This window comes from Microbulbifer celer (genome assembly GCF_020991125.1).
GTDB classification, from domain to species: Bacteria; Pseudomonadota; Gammaproteobacteria; order Pseudomonadales; family Cellvibrionaceae; genus Microbulbifer; species Microbulbifer celer.
Map to the genome: position 1 here is coordinate 27,350 of NZ_CP087715.1, position 18,196 is coordinate 45,545.

Here is an 18,196-nt window from a genome sequence, read left to right on the forward strand (position 1 = left end):
GTTTTTGCGATCTGTCAGTCTTCTTTTTGTGCAGCTTTCTGCGCGAGGGTGCTGGCCTTGGCCGCTTTCACGCGATCGGCAAAATCTGCCACGCCCTGCTCGGTGCGCTCGACTTTCTGGATGGTGCCGTCTGCATTGAAGTGCAGGTATTCCGCGGTGGAGTAGCGCTGGCGCTTTTCGCAGCTGGATACCGGGGACTTCAGCCAGCGATGGTAGAACAGCAGCCACTCGTCCTTGTACTCGACAATGGAGTGGTGGTTATTGCTTTCGTTCTCCTGTTCCATGAACACGCCCTTGTATTCCCAGGGACCCTTGGGAGAATCGGACATGTAGTAGGCCAGCTCGCGGTTGTTTTCCGGCATGGTGAAGTAATACTTGTCATCGCGTTTGAATACCCACGGGCCTTCCATCTTGGGCTCGTAGCCCCCCATATCCATCTTGTGGAAATCGCCCTTGATGCTCAGCATGTCGTCGGCCATTTCCGCCACGTAGTAGTCGAAATTGGTGCCGTGGAAGTAGAGGTAGGCCTTGCCGTCGTCGTCCATGAACAGCGCCGGATCATTGGCGTAGGGTTCGCGCCACAGGGGCTTGCCGATGGCGTCCTTGAACGGGCCGGTAGGGGAGTCGCTGACGGCAATACCGATGCCCATCCACTTGGTACTGTTCTCGGGGTTGATCCGGTCCTTGTGGCCGGTTCCGGCGGGGAACACCAGATAGTACTTGCCGTTCTTGTAGGCTGCGTCCGGCGCCCAGGCGTAGTTGTCGGCCCAGGACAGGTCGTCCACGGACAGTACTGCACCGTGGTCAGTCCAGTTCACCAGGTCCTTGGACGAGAATACGTGCCAGTTCTTCATCCAGAAGTCTTCCTGGCACTCTTCATCGTGGGAGGTGTAGAGGTACATCTTGCCGTCTTCCCACACGTGGGCCGAGGGGTCGGCGGTTTTGATGTCGCTGCCGAAATCCAGTGGATTCTGGGCCTGGGCGGCGGTGGCCCCCAGGATCAGGGCGAGCAGAGACGCCTTCAGTTTATTCTTGTACATGGTTGCTCCTTCATCGCGGAAGGGGAGTCCTTCCTGTCAGACCGTTATTTTATTTGGTCATACCGATTGTACCGGTTGGCAGACAAAAAGAAACCGCGCCAGTTGGCGCGGTTTCGGTAGCGACGAGAGCAGGCGGGTGGTTTACATGCTGAAGTAGGTCGCCGCACCCGGGCCTACCGGCAGTCCGGCCACAAACACCCACAGGAAGAACAGTACGGTCCAGCCGATAAAGAAGAAAATGGAGTAGGGGATCATGGTTGCGATCAGCGTGCCGATCCCCAGGTCTTTCTTGTAACGGGTGGCAAAGGAGACGATCAGGCCGAAGTAGCTCATCATCGGCGTGATGATATTGGTCACCGAATCGCCGATCCGATAGGCCGCCTGGATCACCTCCGGTGCGTAGCCCAGCAGCATCAGCATCGGTACAAAGATCGGTGCGGTCACCGCCCACTGCGCCGAGGCACTGCCCAGGCTCAGGTTTACCAGGCCGCACATCATGATGAAGAACACGAACAGGATCGGACCGGTGAGGCCGATACTCTGCAGGGTCTCCGCCCCCAGTACCGCGAAGATAGTGCCCAGGTTGGTCATCTTGAAAAAGGCCACGAACTGCGCGGCAAAAAATACCAGCACGATATACATGCCCATGGTGCCCATGCTCCGGGACATGGCATCGATCACGTCGCGATCGTTGTTCATGGTGCCCACCACCTTGCCGTAGACAAAGCCCGGTACCGCAAAGAACACCACGATCAGCGCCACAATGCCCTTCAGGAACGGCGAGCCGGCCACTTCACCGGTCTCCTGATTCCGCAGCACGCCCCACTCTGGGACGATGGTCAGTGCCAGCAGCGCACACACACCCAGCACCGCGAGGCCGGCAAATTTGAGGCCGCGCTTTTCGGTGTCCGTGAGCGCGGTCATCTTGTCCTGGGACAGATCCACCGACGCTTCGCTGCTATCGTATTTGCCCAGCTTCGGCTCGACGATGGCGATGGTGACCCAGCTGCCGACAATGGTGATCAGGAAGGTACTGACGATCATGAAGAACCAGTTCACTTCCGGTCCCACCACATAGCCGGGGTCGATCATGTGTGCGGCGGACTCGGTGATCCCGGACAGTAGCGGATCCACGGTACCCAGCAACAGGTTGGCACTGTAACCGCCGGAGACCCCGGCAAACGCCGCCGCCAGGCCCGCCAACGGGTGGCGCCCCAGGGAGTGGAAGATCATTGCCGCTAGCGGGATCAGAACCACGTATCCCAGCTCTGAAGCCGTGTTGGAGATGATACCGGCGAACACCACCACCACGGTTACCGTGCGCTTGGAAGCGCCCATCACCAGTCCGCGGACCGCGGCAGACAGCAGCCCGGAGTGCTCGGCGATGCCCACACCCAGCAGGGCCACCAGCACCGTGCCGAGCGGCGCAAAGCCGGTGAAATTGGTCACCAGGGTGGTGACGATGGTCCTGAGTCCCTCGCCGGAGAACAGATTGACCACTTGGATCACGCCATCTGCGGCGCGGCCGCTGGCACCTTCCGGCCGGGGATCTACTACCGACAGGCCAAAGTAAGAGGCGATACCACTCAGTACCACCACGCCCAGGGCGAACATGGCGAACAGGGTGATCGGGTGGGGGAGCAGGTTGCCGAGCCACTCGACGGTGTCGAGGAAGCGGGTGAAGGCAGTCTTTTTACCGTTGGGCGAGTTAGTCAGCTCGCTGGAGGGCGCGGATGTGGTCATTCGTCTTCCCGGTTATTATCAGAATGGCTAAAAAATGATCATTGGCGCGAAATAATACATGAAACGACAAGAGATTGTCCCCTGGGGAGACGAACGGCGGGTAAAAAACTGCAATTCCCGACCCAATAGATAGTCGTATGCTGGGATGTCCGCCAGATTCAGGGAAATTTATTGTGGAAATAGGTGAGGGGGGGAGAAAAAAGGCGGCGTTACGACGCCCCGCAAGTGGCGGGGACGCCCCATGGGAGAATGGCAGGGGAGCATGGCAGGGGGGAATAGCGAGCATTCAGAATTTATAACCGATGCCGAGAGAGTAGACCCAGGGATCGATATCCACGTCTGTGCTGATACGGGTGCGGTAACCTTCGAAGGTGCGGAAGCTGATGTTCGCCTCGGCGTCGATATCCAGGTACCAGACCGCGGCGTTCACCAGCCAGTTGCTGTCGGGGCCGAAGGCGATATCGATCCCCAGTTCGCCGGCCAGGCCCCAGGAGTCGTCCAGGTGCAGGCTGGCAGAAGAAGAGGCGTCGAGAACATCGTGGAAGTATTCATTGGCCACGTCGCTGATTTTTTCATCCCTGAAGGTGGTGAAGTTCACCCCTAACCCGACATAGGGCTGTACCCAGGACTCCTGACATACCGGGAACCATTGGATGGTGACGGTGGGGGGGAGGTGCTCGATACTGCCCAGGTCCACCCTGCCCAGCTGGCCACCGTCTAGGTCTGGCAGGCCGGCTACTTCCAGGTCGTGCTCAAACGGCAGTGCAGCGAGAATGCCGAGGCCGAAGTGGTCGGCGAACAGCCAGGTACCGGTGAAAGTAGCGCTGTCGCCGGTGTCTACGTAGAGGCGAGTGTCCGGGAGCTCGCTGGTGCGGTCGATCTGCAGCCAGTCGGAGTCGTCATCGGGGTCCACATAGCCCCAGCCGACGCGGACAATGATGTCTCCCTGTTCGTAATCTGCCAGGCACTGGCTGCTACACAATGAGGCCGCGAGCAACAGGGCGGCGGGGCCGAGGAGTTTGGCGGTGATTGTCATCATGTTCACTCCCTGAACGGATAAGCGGTGATTCCCAAGGGGCGCAATCCCTTCAGTCTAGTGGGAATCGGCAATACCTTGGTGTATATCCAGATGACAAGTCCGTGGGGAGTTGCCGTAAAAGGGTGTCTGGATTAATGTGATCACAAATGTGGCCAGAATTGGCTGCCTGCAATTGATTGACTGTTGAGAGGCTGTAACGGCATGAAAATAGGTGTGCTGAAGACGGATGATGTGCGCGAGGAGCTGGTAGGGGAATTTGGCGAGTATCCGGAGATGTTTGCGGATCTGTTATTGCGCGAGGACCCTGCCCTGGAGTTTGTGACCTATGAAGTGCAGCACGGTCACTATCCGGATGACATCGATGAGGTGGATGCGTATCTGATTACTGGCAGCAAGAGCGGGGTGTACGAGGACAAGCCGTGGATTCCGCCGCTGATGGATTTTGTGCGCGAGTTGCATCGCCGTCAGAAGCCGACGTTGGGGATCTGTTTTGGCCATCAGCTGATTGCCCATGCGTTGGGTGGTAAGACGCGCAAGTCGGAGAAGGGCTGGGGTGTGGGTGTCCACAGTTATGAGGTCCAGGAGACGCCGGTGTGGATGGGGGAGCCGCAGGAGAAGTTCAGTCTGCTGGTGAGTCATCAGGATCAGGTGGAGACTTTGCCGCCGGAGACGAAGGTGATCGCGGGGAGTGATTTCTGCCCTTATGCGATGCTGCAGGTTGGTGAGCACATGCTAACCATGCAGGCCCACCCGGAGTTCACCAAGCCTTATTCCAAGGGGTTGATGGAGCTGCGCCAGGAGGTGTTCGGGGAAGAGATGGTGGAGAAGGGCAAAGCGTCTCTACAGAATGATATCCACACCCGTGCGGTGGCGCAGTGGATGCTTTCTTTCCTGAAAAATGCTTCGTAGCAAGAGCGAAAGCCTTACCGCCCTGACAGTGGCGGTGCCGCTACCGGGTACAGGTTTGTGAAACACGCCGTAAACCCATCCATGGGGGCTCTTCTGCGAGGTCCCTCTCGCAGAAGGTTTCACAAACCTGTACCCGGTATCGCCCCCTTCACATTGACCTGCGTACTTTGTTAGCAGGCTATTTCCACTTGATATTACAGCCAACAGAAGGCGTCTGGTCTTCTGACGGCTGCTTTCCCGCCAGCACCGCATCCGCTGCTGCACGCAGATCCTTGCCATTCACCGGTTCGTCATTGCCCGGCCGGCTGTCATCAAACTGGCCGCGGTAAGCGAGCTTCCCTTTGCCATCAAAGATAAAGAAATCCGGTGTGCACGCCGCGTCAAACGCCTTGGCGACGGACTGATCCTCATCCACCAGGTAGGCAAAGGGATATCCCCGTGCGGCCACTTCTTCCTGCATTTTTTCCGGACTGTCTTCTGGGTAATTGGCGAAGTCGTTGCTGTTGATGGCGACGATGCCGAGGCCGGCGGCCATGTACTGTTCGCTAAATTCGGCCAGTGCCGCGGCGATATGTTTGACGAATGGGCAGTGGTTGCAGATGAACATCACCAGTAGGGGCTTGCCGCTGTAGTGGCTGCTGCTGACGAGGGTGCCGGTGGGGGCGGGCAGGGAGAATGCGGGTATGGGGGTGCCGAGTGGAATCATGGATGAGGGGGTAAGCGCCATGCTGTGCTCCTTGTCCTGTTTGCCGGTAGTAAGCGATGTTGTTTGAGTGTACGGTGTTTGGGTTTCATTTCCAGCGTGGTAGCGGGCCCTGCCCGGTTTATAAAAATAGTTTCTACGTTAATTGACGCATTCCCCCGCTGGCGGATTCTTGGTTCCATTGATCTCGAATCGCACTTGTCGTCTGTTTGGTCCCGCTGCCGGATACAACGGGCGGACTGGTGATGAAAATTCTCTGAAGTGTCCGGTGTATGAATCAGCTCGCTGTTGCCGAAAGTCCCCTTGAGGAAAGCGCCGCTGCGGGTCGCTGGCACGCGGATCTGGATCTGCGATTTGAGTGCGGTGAGCGCGGCTGCCGGTTGGCGCGCAATCATCATCGCGGACCACTATATGTGCAGAAGCCGTTTTTTCCGGAGGGGCGCGATCTCGCGCATGTCTATCTACTGCATCCGCCGGGTGGCCTGGTTTCCGGTGATCGTCTGGATATCCGTGCGGTGGCGGAGAAAGGCGCGCGCGCACTGGTGACTACTACTGGCGCGGGGCGGGTTTATCGCGCGCGGCCGGATGGGCTTTTGCAAAGTCAGAATACGGCGTTGCGGGTGGCGCCGGGGGCGAGCCTTGAGTGGCTGCCGCTGGAAAATATTGCCTACCCCGGTGCCAACGGGGCGATGAACACGAGAGTGGATCTTTCTGTGGACAGTCATTTTGCCGGCTGGGAAATCACGTCCCTGGGGCTCCCTGCCTGTGATGCGCCGTTTGCCAGCGGCAGGCTGCTGCAGCGGTTGGAAATTTTTCGCGAGGGTGTGCCGTTGTTGATCGAGGCGCTGCGGCTTGGGGGAGGGCGTAATAACCCGCTCGCAGCGCGTGCCGGCTTGCGCGGGTTCCCGGTGAACGGGTTGATGGTGATGGGACCATTCAAATCGTCGCCTTCAGAGTCGCTACTCGGGCATTGTCGGGAAATGATCGAAGTCCGAGACGGGGAGATTCTGGGTGGCATTTCGTTCACGGCTGAAATGCTGGTGGTGCGGGCACTGGGATTCTGCGGATTCGAGATGCGCGCCCTTTTTACCGGCTTGTGGGAAATCCTGCGCCCGGAACTGCTGCATCGCCCCGCTTGCGCGCCGCGTATCTGGCGTACCTGAATCAATAAAAACGTTGAAAATTTAAGTGCAGGAAAGCGCATGGAATTACTGCCGAGAGAAAAAGACAAACTGCTTGTTTTTACCGCCGCGCTGTTGGCGGAACGCAGGTTGTCGCGCGGGTTGAAATTGAATTACCCGGAGGCGGTGGCTCTGATTTCCATGGAAATCATCGAGGGTGCGCGGGATGGCAAGAGTGTGGCGGAGCTGATGGGGTATGGCCGCGAAATTCTGCGTGCGGAGCAGGTGATGGACGGGGTGGCAGACATGATTCACGAGGTGCAGGTGGAGGCCACCTTTCCCGACGGCACCAAGCTGGTCACGGTGCACAATCCGATTTCCTGAATACGCCAGCGGAGAAAAATGATGATTCCCGGAGAAATTCAGGTCGCGTCAGATAAAGGGGATATCGAACTGAATCCCGGTCGCGAGACGCGCACCCTGCGTATAGAAAATACCGGTGATCGGCCGGTACAGGTGGGCTCGCACTACCATTTTTACGAAGTGAATCCGGCGCTGCGGTTTGAGCGCGATCGGGCGTGGGGGTTTCATTTGAATATTGCCTCCGGCACCGCGGTGCGCTTTGAGCCCGGCCAGGGGCGGCAAGTGGAACTGGTGGCCTATGCGGGGTTGCGCCGGGTGTTCGGTTTTCGTGGTGAAGTGATGGGTCCGCTGGACGGCGCGGGCCGCGAGCGTAAACAGGAGCCATCATCGTGAGCAGGATGGATCGGGAAAGTTATGCACAGATGTTCGGCCCCACCACCGGCGACCGGGTGCGCCTCGGGGATACCGAACTCTGGCTACAGGTGGAAAAAGACTTCACCCGCTACGGCGACGAGGTGAAGTTCGGGGGTGGTAAGGTGATCCGCGATGGTATGGGACAGAGCCAGCAGCCCTCGCTGGAAACGCCGGATCTGGTGATCACCAATGCGCTGATCCTGGACTACTGGGGCGTGGTCAAAGCAGATGTGGCGGTCAACGATGGCCGCATTGTCGGCATCGGCAAGGCGGGCAATCCGGATATACAGGATGCGGTGGATATCGTGATCGGCCCGGGCACCGAGGTTATTGCCGGGGAGGGTTCTATTCTCACTGCCGGTGCCATCGATGCGCATATCCATTTTATCTGTCCACAACAGGTGGAAGAGGCGCTGATGTCCGGAGTCACCACCATGATCGGCGGCGGTACCGGACCGGCTACCGGCACCAACGCCACTACCTGCACGCCGGGGCCGTGGAATATCGGCAAGATGCTACAGGCCACCGACAGCCTGCCAATGAATTTCGGATTTCTCGGCAAGGGCAATGCGAGCCTGCCGGAAGCTTTGGCAGAGCAGCTGGAAGCCGGCGCCTGCGGACTCAAACTGCACGAGGACTGGGGCACCACACCTGCGGCCATCGACTGTTGCCTGGCGGTAGCGGACAAGTACGACGTACAGGTGGCGATCCACACCGATACCCTGAACGAGTCGGGGTTTGTGGATGACACCCTGGACGCCTTCAAGGGACGCGCGATTCATACCTATCACACCGAAGGTGCCGGCGGTGGCCACGCGCCGGATATCATCAAAGCCTGTGCGTCGGAAAATGTGTTGCCGTCTTCTACCAATCCCACGCGGCCTTTTACCGTCAATACGGTAGACGAACACCTGGACATGTTGATGGTGTGTCATCATCTGGACACCAGTATTCCAGAAGACATCGCTTTCGCGGACTCCCGGATTCGCAAGGAAACCATTGCCGCGGAAGATATCTTTCACGACCTGGGCGCCTTCAGCATGATCGCGTCGGATTCCCAGGCCATGGGGCGGGTCGGGGAAGTGATCACCCGCACCTGGCAGACTGCGCACAAAATGAAAGTGCAGCGGGGCAACCTGCCGGAAGACCGCGAGGGCGAAACCGCCGGTGCCGATAACTTCCGCGCGCGCCGCTATATTGCCAAGTACACCATCAATCCGGCGATCACCCACGGCGTCGGTCACGAAGTGGGTTCCATCGAGGTGGGCAAGTTTGCCGACCTGGTGCTGTGGAAGCCGGCATTTTTTGGCATCAAGCCCTCGCTGATTTTAAAAGGCGGCATGATCGCCGCCGCTCCCATGGGTGATCCCAACGCCTCTATTCCCACTCCGCAACCGGTGCACTACCGTCCCATGTTTGGCGCCCACGGGCTGGCCGCTGTCAAAACGTCGCTGACGTTTGTTTCCCGCGCAGCACTGGAGAACGGCGTGGCGGAACAGCTCGGTCTGCAGCGGACTCTTGCTGCGTGTATCAATACCCGCAGTGTACGTAAAAAAGACATGCTGCTGAACGACTGGCAACCGGACGTCACTGTGGATGCGCAAACCTACGAAGTGCATGCCGACGGCGAACTGTTGACCTGCGAGCCCGCTACGGTATTGCCCCTGGCACAGCGTTACTGTTTATTCTAAGTCGTGCGTTCAGGACTGTTTACTTTAAGTCGTGCGTTCAGGACTGTTTATTTCGGGTAGTTGTTCAAGACTGTCTGCTCTGATTACGTGAGGAGTACTTGTGACCTTGGAAGTTTATCAACGCCTCGGGCGCGATGCGCAGATCAATACGGAATTCCGGCTGGTGCTGAATCACCTGCAACGGGACAAGGGCAGATTGCGCGCACGCGCCTGCGATGGCAGTGAGGTGCGTATTTTTCTCGAGCGCGGTAAGCCGCTTCAGGTGGGAGAAATACTGCGCAGCCAGTGTGGAAAAAATATCGAGGTATGTGGTGCAGAAGAACCGGTCACTACCGCGCGTTGCGCAGACTGGGAAACGTTCAGCCGCGCCTGTTATCACCTCGGCAATCGCCATGTGAAACTGCAGGTTGGTGAGCGCTGGCTGCGTATCGTGCCCGATCATGTACTGGAAGAGATGCTCGAACTGCTGGGCCTACAGCTACAGCACGAGAATGCAGTATTTATTCCGGAATCCGGTGCTTACAGCGCCGGTCACGCTCATGCGCATGATGATACTCATGAGCATCACCATCACTGACCGCGCCCTGCTGCGATTGTTGCAGCTCTCCAGTGCCAGCCTGCCGGTGGGCGGATATGCCTTTTCCCAGGGGCTGGAGTTTGCCATTGAAGCCGGTTGGGTGCGCAACCTCAAAGAGACCCGCGAGTGGCTGTCGCTACAACTGCACGACGCCCTCGCCCAGGTGGACTGCGCCATTTTATTGCGTTGTCTGCATGCGCTGGAAAAGGCGGGCATTGCACAACTGCATTACTGGAATCAGTACGCGCTCGCCTGTCGGGAAACCCGCGAACTGCGCCTGACCGATACTGCCACCGGCAGCGCATTGATCCGCCTGTTGCGACAGCTGGGGATTGATCCACAAATACAGACCGAGGAAGTCAGCTTCGTCGCCGCCTTTGCCGTCGCTGCACACCACTGGCAGATACCGGAAGAGGCTGCCGCGCTGGGTCTGGTGTGGTCCTGGCTGGAAAACCAGGTCGCCGCCGCCACCAAGCTGGTACCCCTGGGGCAGACCCTGGCGCAGCAGTTGATTGGCGAGATCCAGCATGAAGTACCTGCTGCCATCGCCCGTGCCCGTCAGTTGCAAGACTGGGAACTGGGTGCCGGTCTCCCGGCCCTGGCCATCGCCAGCGCCCGTCACGAAACCCAGTACACACGCCTTTTCAGGTCCTGACAAAAAATCCACGGGAGTTATTTATGCCTGCATCCCACAAACAGACACTGCGCGTCGGTATTGGCGGTCCGGTCGGCTCCGGAAAAACCGCGCTGCTGCGGGAACTCTGCGCCGCCATGCGCGCGTACTATGAGATCGCCGTTGTTACCAATGACATCTACACCCAGGAAGACGCCCAGTTTCTAACCCGCCACGAAGCGCTCGAAGGCGACCGCATTCTCGGCGTAGAAACCGGTGGCTGCCCCCACACCGCCATCCGTGAAGACGCCTCCATGAACCTCGCCGCCATTGATCAACTGATCGCCCGTCATGGCGACCTGGACGTAGTGTTCGTCGAAAGCGGCGGTGACAACCTCAGCGCCACCTTCAGCCCGGAACTCTCCGACCTCACCATCTACGTCATCGACGTCTCTGCCGGAGACAAAATTCCCAGAAAAGGCGGCCCCGGTATTACCCGCTCCGACCTGTTGATCATCAATAAAATCGACCTGGCCCCCCTGGTCGGCGCATCCCTGGACGTTATGGACCGGGATGCCAGAAAAATGCGCGGCGAGCGCCCGTTTGTATTCAGCAACCTGAAAGCACAGCAAGGTTTGAAAGAGATTATCCAGTTCATCGTGCGTGAAGGCATGCTGGAAGAAAAGCAGATCCCGGCTATCGTTTGATCCAGCACTATCCATCAAAGCCCGCAAATAGTAATAGAGGAAACAATGAAGTTAAAAAAACTCGCGACACATTTTTCCACAATGGCACTTGCGACCGTGAGCCTGTTCACCCAGGCCCACGAAGGCCACGCTCCTCCGGGTGTAGTGCACGAGTTACACCACATACTGTGGGTAGCGATGGCACTGGCAGTCAGCGCCATCGCCGTATTCCTGATCCGGAAAAGCAGCAAGTCAAAGAATAAAACACCGGACTAAAGGCGACGAAGGTCCAGAGTTGAAGTGAAGGCAAGGTACCGGGTTCGATCCTGAAAACCGTTACCCGGCGCTTTGCCGCCAGCAAGGCAACTTAACTTTGAGCCCGAGCCGGAATATCACCAAAAGCTATTCTGGTGATCCAGCCCGCTGTTTGAGCTTGTGCCCAACCTGGACAATCGCGGCAATCGCCGGTTTCAATTCTGCGCCCAGTTCACTCAAGCGATACTCCACACTGGGCGGTGACGTCGGCATCACCTCCCGGATCACCACACCCCGTTGCTCCAGCTGCTTGAGTCGCGTTGTGAGCATTTTCGCCGAAATCCCAGGAATATCACTCTTCAACTCGGTGAACCGCCGAGCCCGCTCGCTCAGAAACCAGATGATGTTCGGTGTCCAGGCGCCACCAATCACTTCCAGACAAGTACTCAGCGGACAACTTTCCGGCGGCGCTTCCACCGGGTTTTTTCGTCGTGGCAGCACGGCTATTTCCCTCACTGTTCCTATTGGATGAGCTCCGGAAAACACCCGGTTACCACCAGGTAACCAGGTTTCCGGTTCGTAACCACATATTCTAGTTACAAAGCTTCCATTAGTATATTTTGGTAACTTGCGGCGCTAGACTGCCTGCCGAACACATCCGCCAGGGAGAGCATTTATGCCGCGAGAAGATTTCCGTGATACCTCAGATAATCAGGTTTTACAGACATTGGGGCTGACCTATCCGATATTGCAGGGACCGTTCGGTAGCGGTCACTCCAGCGCCGAACTGGCGGCCGCGGTGTCGAATGCTGGCGGCCTCGGTGCCTACGGCGCCCAACACCTTTCCGGTGAGGAAATCCTGCAGCTCGCTGCGGATATACGCGGCCGTACGGACCGACCGTTCAATCTCAATCTGTGGGTTCCGCGCGCAAAAGAATGGGGAGAACCCAGTAGCGAAGCGCGCGAACAGGCCTACCTGCAACAGCTCGCCCCCTTCTATCGAGAATCGTCCCTGCCGTTGCCGACGCAGGCAGAAAATACACTGCACAGCTACCGTGAACAGATCGAGGCGGTGCTTGACGCGCGGCCAGCGGTATTCAGTTTTGTCTTCGGCATTCCCGAGGCTGAAATACTGAAGCGTTGCGCCGAGCGCGGTATTAAAACCCTGGGTGCCGCAACCACCGTGGCGGAAGCAGTGGCTCTGGAGAGGGCCGGGGTGGATATGGTCATTGCCTCGGGACTGGAAGCCGGCGGGCATCGGCCAGCTTTTTTGACGGAGCCGGAGCCGCGCTCACTACTGACCACATTCGCCCTGTTACCCCAGGTGCGCGATGCGGTATCCATACCGGTGATTGCTGCCGGCGGTATTGCAGACAATCGCGGCGTGCGAGCGGCCTTGGCCCTGGGGGCGGATGCGGTACAGGTGGGCACCGCGTTTCTCGCCTGTGAAGAATCCGGTGCCAGTGGGTTGCACAAGCAACTGCTGCGAAAAAAGGACGGTGTGGATACGGTCATGACCCGGGTGGTTTCCGGGCGTATGGCCCGCTATATCCGCAACCGTTTGACCGAGGCCAGCGCCGGCTGGGCCGATCCGGCACTGCCTTACCCACTGCAGATGTCTGTGATGCGTCCGCTGTCACGCGCGTCCATAGCCAGCAACAACCCCGATTTTGCCACCCTGGCGGCCGGCCAGGTAACCGGTCTCAGCCAACATATTCATGCGGCGGAACTGATGGCCGCGCTCGTCGGCGAACCGGTTGCAGGCCCGGGCACCTGATCACTCAACCCCCGATTGCAGTAATTAAACGCAGCCCTTAATGATAACCCTGCGTTGTAACCCTCAAGAAAGGATGAAACCATGTACAAACTGTATTACATGCCCGGAGCCTGCTCGCGTGCGATTCACGCCCTGCTGTTGGATCTCGGTCAGCCAGTGGAGCTGATTGCACGGGATTCGGTAGCGGATTTCCAGGAGATCAATCCGACCAACCAGGTCCCGGTGCTGGTCGACGGTGATCTGGTACTGCGGGAAGGTGCAGCTATCGTCCTGCATCTGCTGAACAAGCACGGCGACGCGGAGCAGCAAGGCGCTATCGAGCAGCAGGCAGAATTCAATCAGTGGTTGATGTTTGCCAATGCTACATTGCATCCAGCCTACAGCTTGCTGTTTTTTGCCAGCCGCGGCCTCGAAACGGAGGCGGCGAAAGAAGAGGTGTTGCAGAAAGCCGCGGCGCGGGTTTCAGGTCTGTGGAATATTGTCGAGCAGCGCCTGACGGAGAGATCCGTTGTCTGCGGTGATAAAGTTTCTGCCGTTGATATGATGCTGGCGGTCTACGCCAACTGGGGAAATTATTTTCCGCTGGATATCCAGCTCGGAGAGAATACCCACCGGCTCCTGCAGCGGGTTGCGGAATATCCCGCATTTGCGCAGGCTGTGGAGGCGGAGGAAGCCGTCGCAGCCTGATCGTCTATCGGCGTGATTTGCCGGTATGATTATTGGTGCAGGGGAGGCGTCTCGCCTCCTCTGTACATGCACGTTATTGCATAATCGCGTTTATCAATTTTGCGGCCGCATTGTGCAGCATCAGCTGTCCGGGTTCAGCGCCCGAATCGCAATCCCCGCCGCTGCGGTCCGGTTTTCCACCCCGAGTTTGGAGAAAATTCCCTCGAGGTGCTTGTTGACGGTGCGCGGACTGACCGCCAGGATCTCTCCGATTTCCCGGTTCGTCTTGCCATTGGCAATCCAGAACAGCACTTCCGATTCCCGTTTTGTCAGTGACAGTTTCCCGCGTAAAACCTCCTCCCCCGCAGGCCCGCCATCATCCAGCAGCTTCAGCAGAAACGTATTGCCATCCCGCCGCTCGATATACACCACCGCCAGTGGTTTGTTCAGTCCCGTCAGCTTCAGTTTCTTACCCGCCCCGGGATTACGGGAAAGCCACACCCCGAGGTCCGCAATCATCTGTCGTTGCAAATCGCTTTCAATCGCCCCCGCGCTACTCAACAGGGCGTAAGTCTGTGGCGTCGCCCAGTGCATGCGGCCGTCGATATCCACCGTAAACAGAAATTGTCCAGTTGAGTCCAGGGCCTGATGGGCACTGGATGTCAGGCGCGCATTGTTGAGGTGTACCTTCATGCGCGCCAGCAACTCATTCGGCTGGATGGGCTTGGTCAGGTAATCCACGCCACCGCTTTCCAGTCCGCGCACGATATCCTCCGAATCCGTCAGTCCGGTCATGAACATCACCGGGATGGAAGCCAGTGCCGGATCCGCTTTCAGCAGCCGGCAGGTTTCAAACCCATCCAGCCCCGGCATCACCGCATCCAGTAGAATCATGTCCGGTCGCAGGCGACGGGCAATATTCAGTGCCTGGCTGCCATCCAGCGCCACCAGCACATCGATACCTGCCTGTTCCAGGGTGTCATTGATCAGGCTCAGGGTATCTGGGGAATCATCCACCACCAGCACAATATCGCCAGCGCGGGTATCTGTGCCTCCCACGGTAGATTCGGTTTCTTCGGCGGTAGTTGGAGGAGGGGTGCTGTGAGTACTCATTGGGATTCCTCGGATTCCAGAGCTTCGCTCAACTGTTCAAAGCGCATGGTGTCGGCCAGTTGGCGGAAGTGTTCGATGCGGACGCTGTCGGTGATGTGTTCGCTGGCCAAGCGGTCCAGGGTTTTGTGTACGCCGCTGCGGTAGCCGATACGGGCATAGGCCAGCAGATCTGCCAGTAGTGGATGCTGCGGCAGCGGTGTGGCCGCCTGTCCGCTGCGCGCATCGGCGGCACTGGGCATCGGTACTGCGCTGTAGCGCCAGGTCAGTGACAGCAAGCGCGCCAGGGTGTCGAACAGTTTCTGGTTTACCAGGGGCTTTACCAGGTAGTCATCGTGGGCGGCGACGTGCTCGCCGGGTTTGAGGTGGCGTTCCTGGGCATCGGCCGACAACATCACTATGGGCACTTTGATCTGCTGTCGACGCAGCTGCTCTGCCAGTGCCAGTCCATCCTGGCCGGGCATGGTGACATCCAGCAAAAAGAGATCCGGTTGCTGGCGCTGGATCTGGGCCAGGCAGTCCTCCGCACTTTGCGCTTCCATCAGGGAGAAACCCAGCGGTGCGAGCAGGTCCGCGATCAGTCCGCGGTGCAGGGGTTCGTCGTCCACTACCATCACGCTGCGTCGCGGACCTTCGTAGCCGGTGATACAGCGCGCGGGTGTATCGTGATGGCGATTCGGCTCCACCCAGGACAGCAGCAGGGAAACCGTGAAGCGGCTGCCTTCCCCCGGTGTGCTTTCCAGGCGCAATTCCCCGCCCATGATTTCCGTGAGCAGATAGGCGATGGTGAGCCCCAGGCCGGTGCCGGCAATACTCGGAGTCTGTCCGTTACGCACCCGTTCGAAGGGTTTGAGGATGCGCGCCTGATCTTCCGGATGGATACCCACCCCGGTATCGGCAATAGTGAACTCGGCTACCTGATTGCGATAGCGGATGTGGAAGTCCACCTGCCCCTGGCGGGTATATTTTATTGCATTGGAGAGCAGGTTGATCAGTATCTGCCGCAGGCGCTTTTCATCGGCGATCACCGTCGATGGCAGCGGACTGTGGATATGGCAGTGCATTTGGATGCCCTTTGCCTGGGCTTGGGGCCGGAACATCTCCACCATCTGCTCCAGCAGCTCCGGCAGGCGCACATGGTTGCGATAGATATCCAGTCGTCCCGCCTCGATCTTGGAAATATCCAGCAGCCCCTCAATCAGGTCGGTCAGGTATTCTCCGCTGCGCTTGATGATACGCAAACCATTGCGGTGTTTTTCCGCAATGTCCTGCTGCTGGTTCAGCAGTTGTGCATAACCGAGAATCGATTGTAGCGGCGTGCGCAGCTCGTGGCTGATACCGGAGAGGTAGCGGCTCTTGGCACTGTTGGCGCGGTCCGCCTGCTCCTTGGCTTGCTGCAGCGCGCGATCGGTCTCTTTGTGTGCCTCAATTTCATTGAGCAGCAGGCGGGTCTGACGGTTGGACTCCATCTGTGCCACCACGCGGCTGTCGTGGGTGAGCAGAAACAGCCACGCCAGCACCCCGGCAATCAGCAGCAGTAACACGAACAGCGTCCACAGGGCCTGTTGCAGCAGCGCCGCTTCGTCCGCGGTAGCCGGCTGCATCTGGCCGTAGACCAGTGACAACACTCCGGCGATACAGACGCTGGCACCCAGTAGCAGCAGGGCAAACCGCCCCAGGCGCGACGCCACCCCGCGCACCACCTGCTCGGGTACCAGCATTCTCAGCAGCGCCATAAACTGGTGAGAGAAATGCGCATCCGGTTTGCACGCATCCATACAGCGGGAGTCCAGCGAGCAGCACAGGGAGCAGATGGGGCCCTGGTAGGCGGGGCAGTGGCTCATATCCGCCGGTTCGAAACGGTTCTCGCAGATACAGCAGGTCTGGGCACTGTGGATGATCGCCGCGGTGTGCGGCGGATCTTCATCCAGAAAATCCCGATGGCGGGCGAGATAGAACTGTCCGCGGGTAATGACACCCAATAGCGGCACCATCACAAAGCAGATACCGAGACTGATAAAGCTGGCGAAGTGCTTTGGCCCGTCTCCCAGGTGGCCGAGATAACACACAACACCAATTGCGGATGCCAGCAGCATCGAGCCCACACCCACCGGATTGACGTCATACAGGTGAGAGCGTTTGAACTCCACATAGGACGGACTGATCCCCAGGGGCTTGTTGATCATCAGGTCCGCCGCCAGGCAGCCCAGCCAGCTGATGGCCAACAGGGAGAATATCCCCAGGACACCCTCCAGCGCGCGGTAGATTCCCAGCTCCATCAGGATCAGCGCAATGCTCACATTGAATACCAGCCACACTACCCGTCCCGGGTGACTGCGGGTGAGACGGGAGAAAAAGTTCGACCAGGCAATAGAACCGGCATAGGCGTTGGTGACATTGATCTTCATCTGCGAGATCACCACCATCACCCCGGCCAGAATCAGTGCCATGGTGGGAGACTGGGTGAGATAGTTGAACACCATCTGGTACATGTACACCGGATCCGCTGCCTCAAGGCTCGATGCCCCCCCGGTAATCGCCAGGTAGGCGAGAAAGGACCCGAACAGCATCTTGATTATCCCGATCATAACCCAGCCCGGCCCCGCGAGGGTCAGCCAGAACCACCAGCGCGCGCGGTTCTCCCGGGTTTTTTCCGGCATAAAGCGCAGGTAATCCACCTGCTCCCCAATCTGCGCCACCATGGCAAAAAATACCGCGCTGGCAGCGCCGAACAGCATCCAGTTGAAGTGGCCACTGTCAGGGTTGTGCTGCGGCGCAAAGCGGGTCCAGTCCTCCACCCGCGCGATCTCAAACCAGGCTGCAATACCCAATGCCAGACATTGCAGCAACAACCACAGGGGCTGGGTGCCGATCTGAAACTTGCTCACCGTGCGGATGCCGTGGGTCACGACGGGAATCACCGCCACCGCACACAGGATATAGCCGATGGCCGGGGGAATCCCCAGCAATGCGTGCAGGGCGGAGGTTAGGATCGCGGCTTCGATGGCGAAGAAAATGAAGGTGAAACTGGCGTAAATCAGCGAGGTGATGGTGGAGCCCAGGTAACCGAAGCCGGCGCCGCGGGTGAGCAGGTCGATATCCAGGCCGTGTTTGGCGGCGTAGTAGCTGATGGGAAAGCCGGTGATAAAGATCACCGCGGCTACGGCGAGCATGGCGGTGACGGTGTTGATAAAACCGTAATTGAGGGTGACGGCCGCGGCGATGGCTTCGAGGGCGAGGAAGGCGGTGGCGCCGAGGGCGGTTTTGGCCACCTGTTCGATGCTAAAGCGCCGCCCGCGCACGGCGGTGAATCGCAGTGCGAAGTCTTCGAGGGTCTCGTCTCCCACCCACTTGTTGTAGGTCCGCCGTACGCGGAATACCTGTTGTGCGGGTCGCATGGCCTGTTGTTCGTTGTCGTTATTGTTGCCCGTAAAAAGTCCAACCACCGGGTGCTGCCTTACTGCTGATTGCTTGTCTTCTCTTTTCCTT

General features: G+C 58.6%; 18 protein-coding genes. 11 read left to right on the top strand and 7 right to left on the bottom strand.

Features of this window, described 5'->3' with window-relative positions; all coding sequences use genetic code 11:
* Window positions 1-14: 14 nt before the first annotated feature.
* From LPW13_RS00110 to LPW13_RS00120, 3 genes are all read right to left on the bottom strand, one after another.
* Window positions 15-1,040 carry a family 43 glycosylhydrolase gene (locus LPW13_RS00110; protein WP_230437422.1) on the bottom strand — a complete coding sequence of 342 codons (1,026 nt, stop codon included), beginning with the start codon at window positions 1,038-1,040 and terminating at the stop codon, window positions 15-17.
* Between the two features lie 141 nt (window positions 1,041-1,181).
* Entirely contained in the window at window positions 1,182-2,783 is a 1,602-nt protein-coding gene (locus tag LPW13_RS00115) for an AbgT family transporter (protein ID WP_230437423.1), read from the bottom strand.
* Window positions 2,784-3,069: 286 nt separating this feature from the next.
* Complete coding sequence (locus LPW13_RS00120) at window positions 3,070-3,822, bottom strand: OmpW/AlkL family protein (RefSeq protein ID WP_230437424.1); 753 nt, start codon at window positions 3,820-3,822, stop codon at window positions 3,070-3,072.
* Window positions 3,823-4,035: 213 nt separating this feature from the next.
* On the opposite strand from LPW13_RS00120, the gene LPW13_RS00125 reads away from it, so the two are divergent.
* Window positions 4,036-4,731: a glutamine amidotransferase-related protein gene (locus tag LPW13_RS00125; protein WP_329957912.1), complete on the top strand. Its 696-nt coding sequence runs from the start codon at window positions 4,036-4,038 to the stop codon at window positions 4,729-4,731.
* Between the two features lie 178 nt (window positions 4,732-4,909).
* Here LPW13_RS00125 and LPW13_RS00130 read toward each other — a convergent pair whose 3' ends face one another.
* On the bottom strand, window positions 4,910-5,458 hold the full coding sequence (locus tag LPW13_RS00130) for a thioredoxin family protein (protein WP_230437426.1): 549 nt from the start codon (window positions 5,456-5,458) through the stop codon (window positions 4,910-4,912).
* 248 nt (window positions 5,459-5,706) lie between these two features.
* Between LPW13_RS00130 and LPW13_RS00135 the strand changes: the two genes are divergently transcribed.
* The 8 genes from LPW13_RS00135 (at window position 5,707) to LPW13_RS00170 (ending at window position 11,175) form a co-directional block, all read left to right on the top strand.
* Window positions 5,707-6,597, top strand: coding sequence for an urease accessory protein UreD (locus LPW13_RS00135; RefSeq protein WP_230437427.1), 891 nt, complete (start codon window positions 5,707-5,709; stop codon window positions 6,595-6,597).
* 39 nt (window positions 6,598-6,636) lie between these two features.
* A complete protein-coding gene (locus tag LPW13_RS00140; protein ID WP_230437428.1) occupies window positions 6,637-6,939 on the top strand; it encodes an urease subunit gamma in 303 nt (100 codons plus the stop codon).
* Between the two features lie 21 nt (window positions 6,940-6,960).
* A complete protein-coding gene (locus tag LPW13_RS00145) occupies window positions 6,961-7,311 on the top strand; it encodes an urease subunit beta (protein ID WP_230439224.1) in 351 nt (116 codons plus the stop codon).
* On the top strand, window positions 7,308-9,023 hold the full coding sequence (ureC, locus tag LPW13_RS00150; protein ID WP_230437429.1) for an urease subunit alpha: 1,716 nt from the start codon (window positions 7,308-7,310) through the stop codon (window positions 9,021-9,023). Before LPW13_RS00145 ends, ureC begins: the two co-directional genes overlap by 4 nt.
* Before the next feature lie 100 nt (window positions 9,024-9,123).
* Complete coding sequence (ureE, locus tag LPW13_RS00155; RefSeq protein ID WP_230437430.1) at window positions 9,124-9,600, top strand: urease accessory protein UreE; 477 nt, start codon at window positions 9,124-9,126, stop codon at window positions 9,598-9,600.
* Window positions 9,581-10,255 (top strand): urease accessory protein UreF, encoded by a 675-nt coding sequence (locus tag LPW13_RS00160; protein ID WP_230437431.1) that lies wholly within the window; start codon window positions 9,581-9,583, stop codon window positions 10,253-10,255. Before ureE ends, LPW13_RS00160 begins: the two co-directional genes overlap by 20 nt.
* A gap of 23 nt (window positions 10,256-10,278) precedes the next feature.
* Window positions 10,279-10,920, top strand: coding sequence for an urease accessory protein UreG (gene ureG, locus LPW13_RS00165; RefSeq protein ID WP_230437432.1), 642 nt, complete (start codon window positions 10,279-10,281; stop codon window positions 10,918-10,920).
* Window positions 10,921-10,965: 45 nt separating this feature from the next.
* Entirely contained in the window at window positions 10,966-11,175 is a 210-nt protein-coding gene (locus LPW13_RS00170) for a hypothetical protein (RefSeq protein ID WP_230437433.1), read from the top strand.
* A gap of 126 nt (window positions 11,176-11,301) precedes the next feature.
* On the opposite strand, the gene LPW13_RS00175 is transcribed toward LPW13_RS00170, so the two are convergent.
* The gene (locus tag LPW13_RS00175) at window positions 11,302-11,655 is read right to left on the bottom strand and encodes a winged helix-turn-helix transcriptional regulator (RefSeq protein ID WP_230437434.1); all 354 of its coding nucleotides are present in this window, start codon (window positions 11,653-11,655) and stop codon (window positions 11,302-11,304) included.
* A gap of 175 nt (window positions 11,656-11,830) precedes the next feature.
* On the opposite strand from LPW13_RS00175, the gene LPW13_RS00180 reads away from it, so the two are divergent.
* Window positions 11,831-12,931: an NAD(P)H-dependent flavin oxidoreductase gene (locus tag LPW13_RS00180; protein ID WP_230437435.1), complete on the top strand. Its 1,101-nt coding sequence runs from the start codon at window positions 11,831-11,833 to the stop codon at window positions 12,929-12,931.
* 81 nt (window positions 12,932-13,012) lie between these two features.
* Window positions 13,013-13,618 (top strand): glutathione S-transferase family protein, encoded by a 606-nt coding sequence (locus tag LPW13_RS00185; protein ID WP_230437436.1) that lies wholly within the window; start codon window positions 13,013-13,015, stop codon window positions 13,616-13,618.
* Between the two features lie 120 nt (window positions 13,619-13,738).
* On the opposite strand, the gene LPW13_RS00190 is transcribed toward LPW13_RS00185, so the two are convergent.
* A complete protein-coding gene (locus tag LPW13_RS00190) occupies window positions 13,739-14,710 on the bottom strand; it encodes a response regulator transcription factor (RefSeq protein ID WP_230437437.1) in 972 nt (323 codons plus the stop codon).
* Window positions 14,707-18,153, bottom strand: a complete 3,447-nt coding sequence (locus tag LPW13_RS00195; RefSeq protein WP_230437438.1) for a hybrid sensor histidine kinase/response regulator — start codon at window positions 18,151-18,153, stop codon at window positions 14,707-14,709. Before LPW13_RS00195 ends, LPW13_RS00190 begins: the two co-directional genes overlap by 4 nt.
* Between the last annotated feature and the right edge of the window lie 43 nt (window positions 18,154-18,196).

Excerpts from the sequence above, each read along its gene's own strand:
- LPW13_RS00185 (WP_230437436.1), top strand. The coding sequence starts at position 13,013 with ATGTACAAACTGTATTACATGCCCGGAGCCTGCTCGCGTGCGATTCAC.
- LPW13_RS00120 (WP_230437424.1), bottom strand. The coding sequence starts at position 3,822 with ATGATGACAATCACCGCCAAACTCCTCGGCCCCGCCGCCCTGTTGCTC.
- LPW13_RS00145 (WP_230439224.1), top strand. The coding sequence starts at position 6,961 with ATGATTCCCGGAGAAATTCAGGTCGCGTCAGATAAAGGGGATATCGAA.
- ureG (WP_230437432.1), top strand. The coding sequence starts at position 10,279 with ATGCCTGCATCCCACAAACAGACACTGCGCGTCGGTATTGGCGGTCCG.
- LPW13_RS00140 (WP_230437428.1), top strand. The coding sequence starts at position 6,637 with ATGGAATTACTGCCGAGAGAAAAAGACAAACTGCTTGTTTTTACCGCC.
- LPW13_RS00180 (WP_230437435.1), top strand. The coding sequence starts at position 11,831 with ATGCCGCGAGAAGATTTCCGTGATACCTCAGATAATCAGGTTTTACAG.
- LPW13_RS00130 (WP_230437426.1), bottom strand. The coding sequence starts at position 5,458 with ATGGCGCTTACCCCCTCATCCATGATTCCACTCGGCACCCCCATACCC.
- LPW13_RS00170 (WP_230437433.1), top strand. The coding sequence starts at position 10,966 with ATGAAGTTAAAAAAACTCGCGACACATTTTTCCACAATGGCACTTGCG.
- LPW13_RS00135 (WP_230437427.1), top strand. The coding sequence starts at position 5,707 with ATGAATCAGCTCGCTGTTGCCGAAAGTCCCCTTGAGGAAAGCGCCGCT.
- LPW13_RS00160 (WP_230437431.1), top strand. The coding sequence starts at position 9,581 with ATGAGCATCACCATCACTGACCGCGCCCTGCTGCGATTGTTGCAGCTC.
- LPW13_RS00190 (WP_230437437.1), bottom strand. The coding sequence starts at position 14,710 with ATGAGTACTCACAGCACCCCTCCTCCAACTACCGCCGAAGAAACCGAA.
- LPW13_RS00115 (WP_230437423.1), bottom strand. The coding sequence starts at position 2,783 with ATGACCACATCCGCGCCCTCCAGCGAGCTGACTAACTCGCCCAACGGT.
- LPW13_RS00110 (WP_230437422.1), bottom strand. The coding sequence starts at position 1,040 with ATGTACAAGAATAAACTGAAGGCGTCTCTGCTCGCCCTGATCCTGGGG.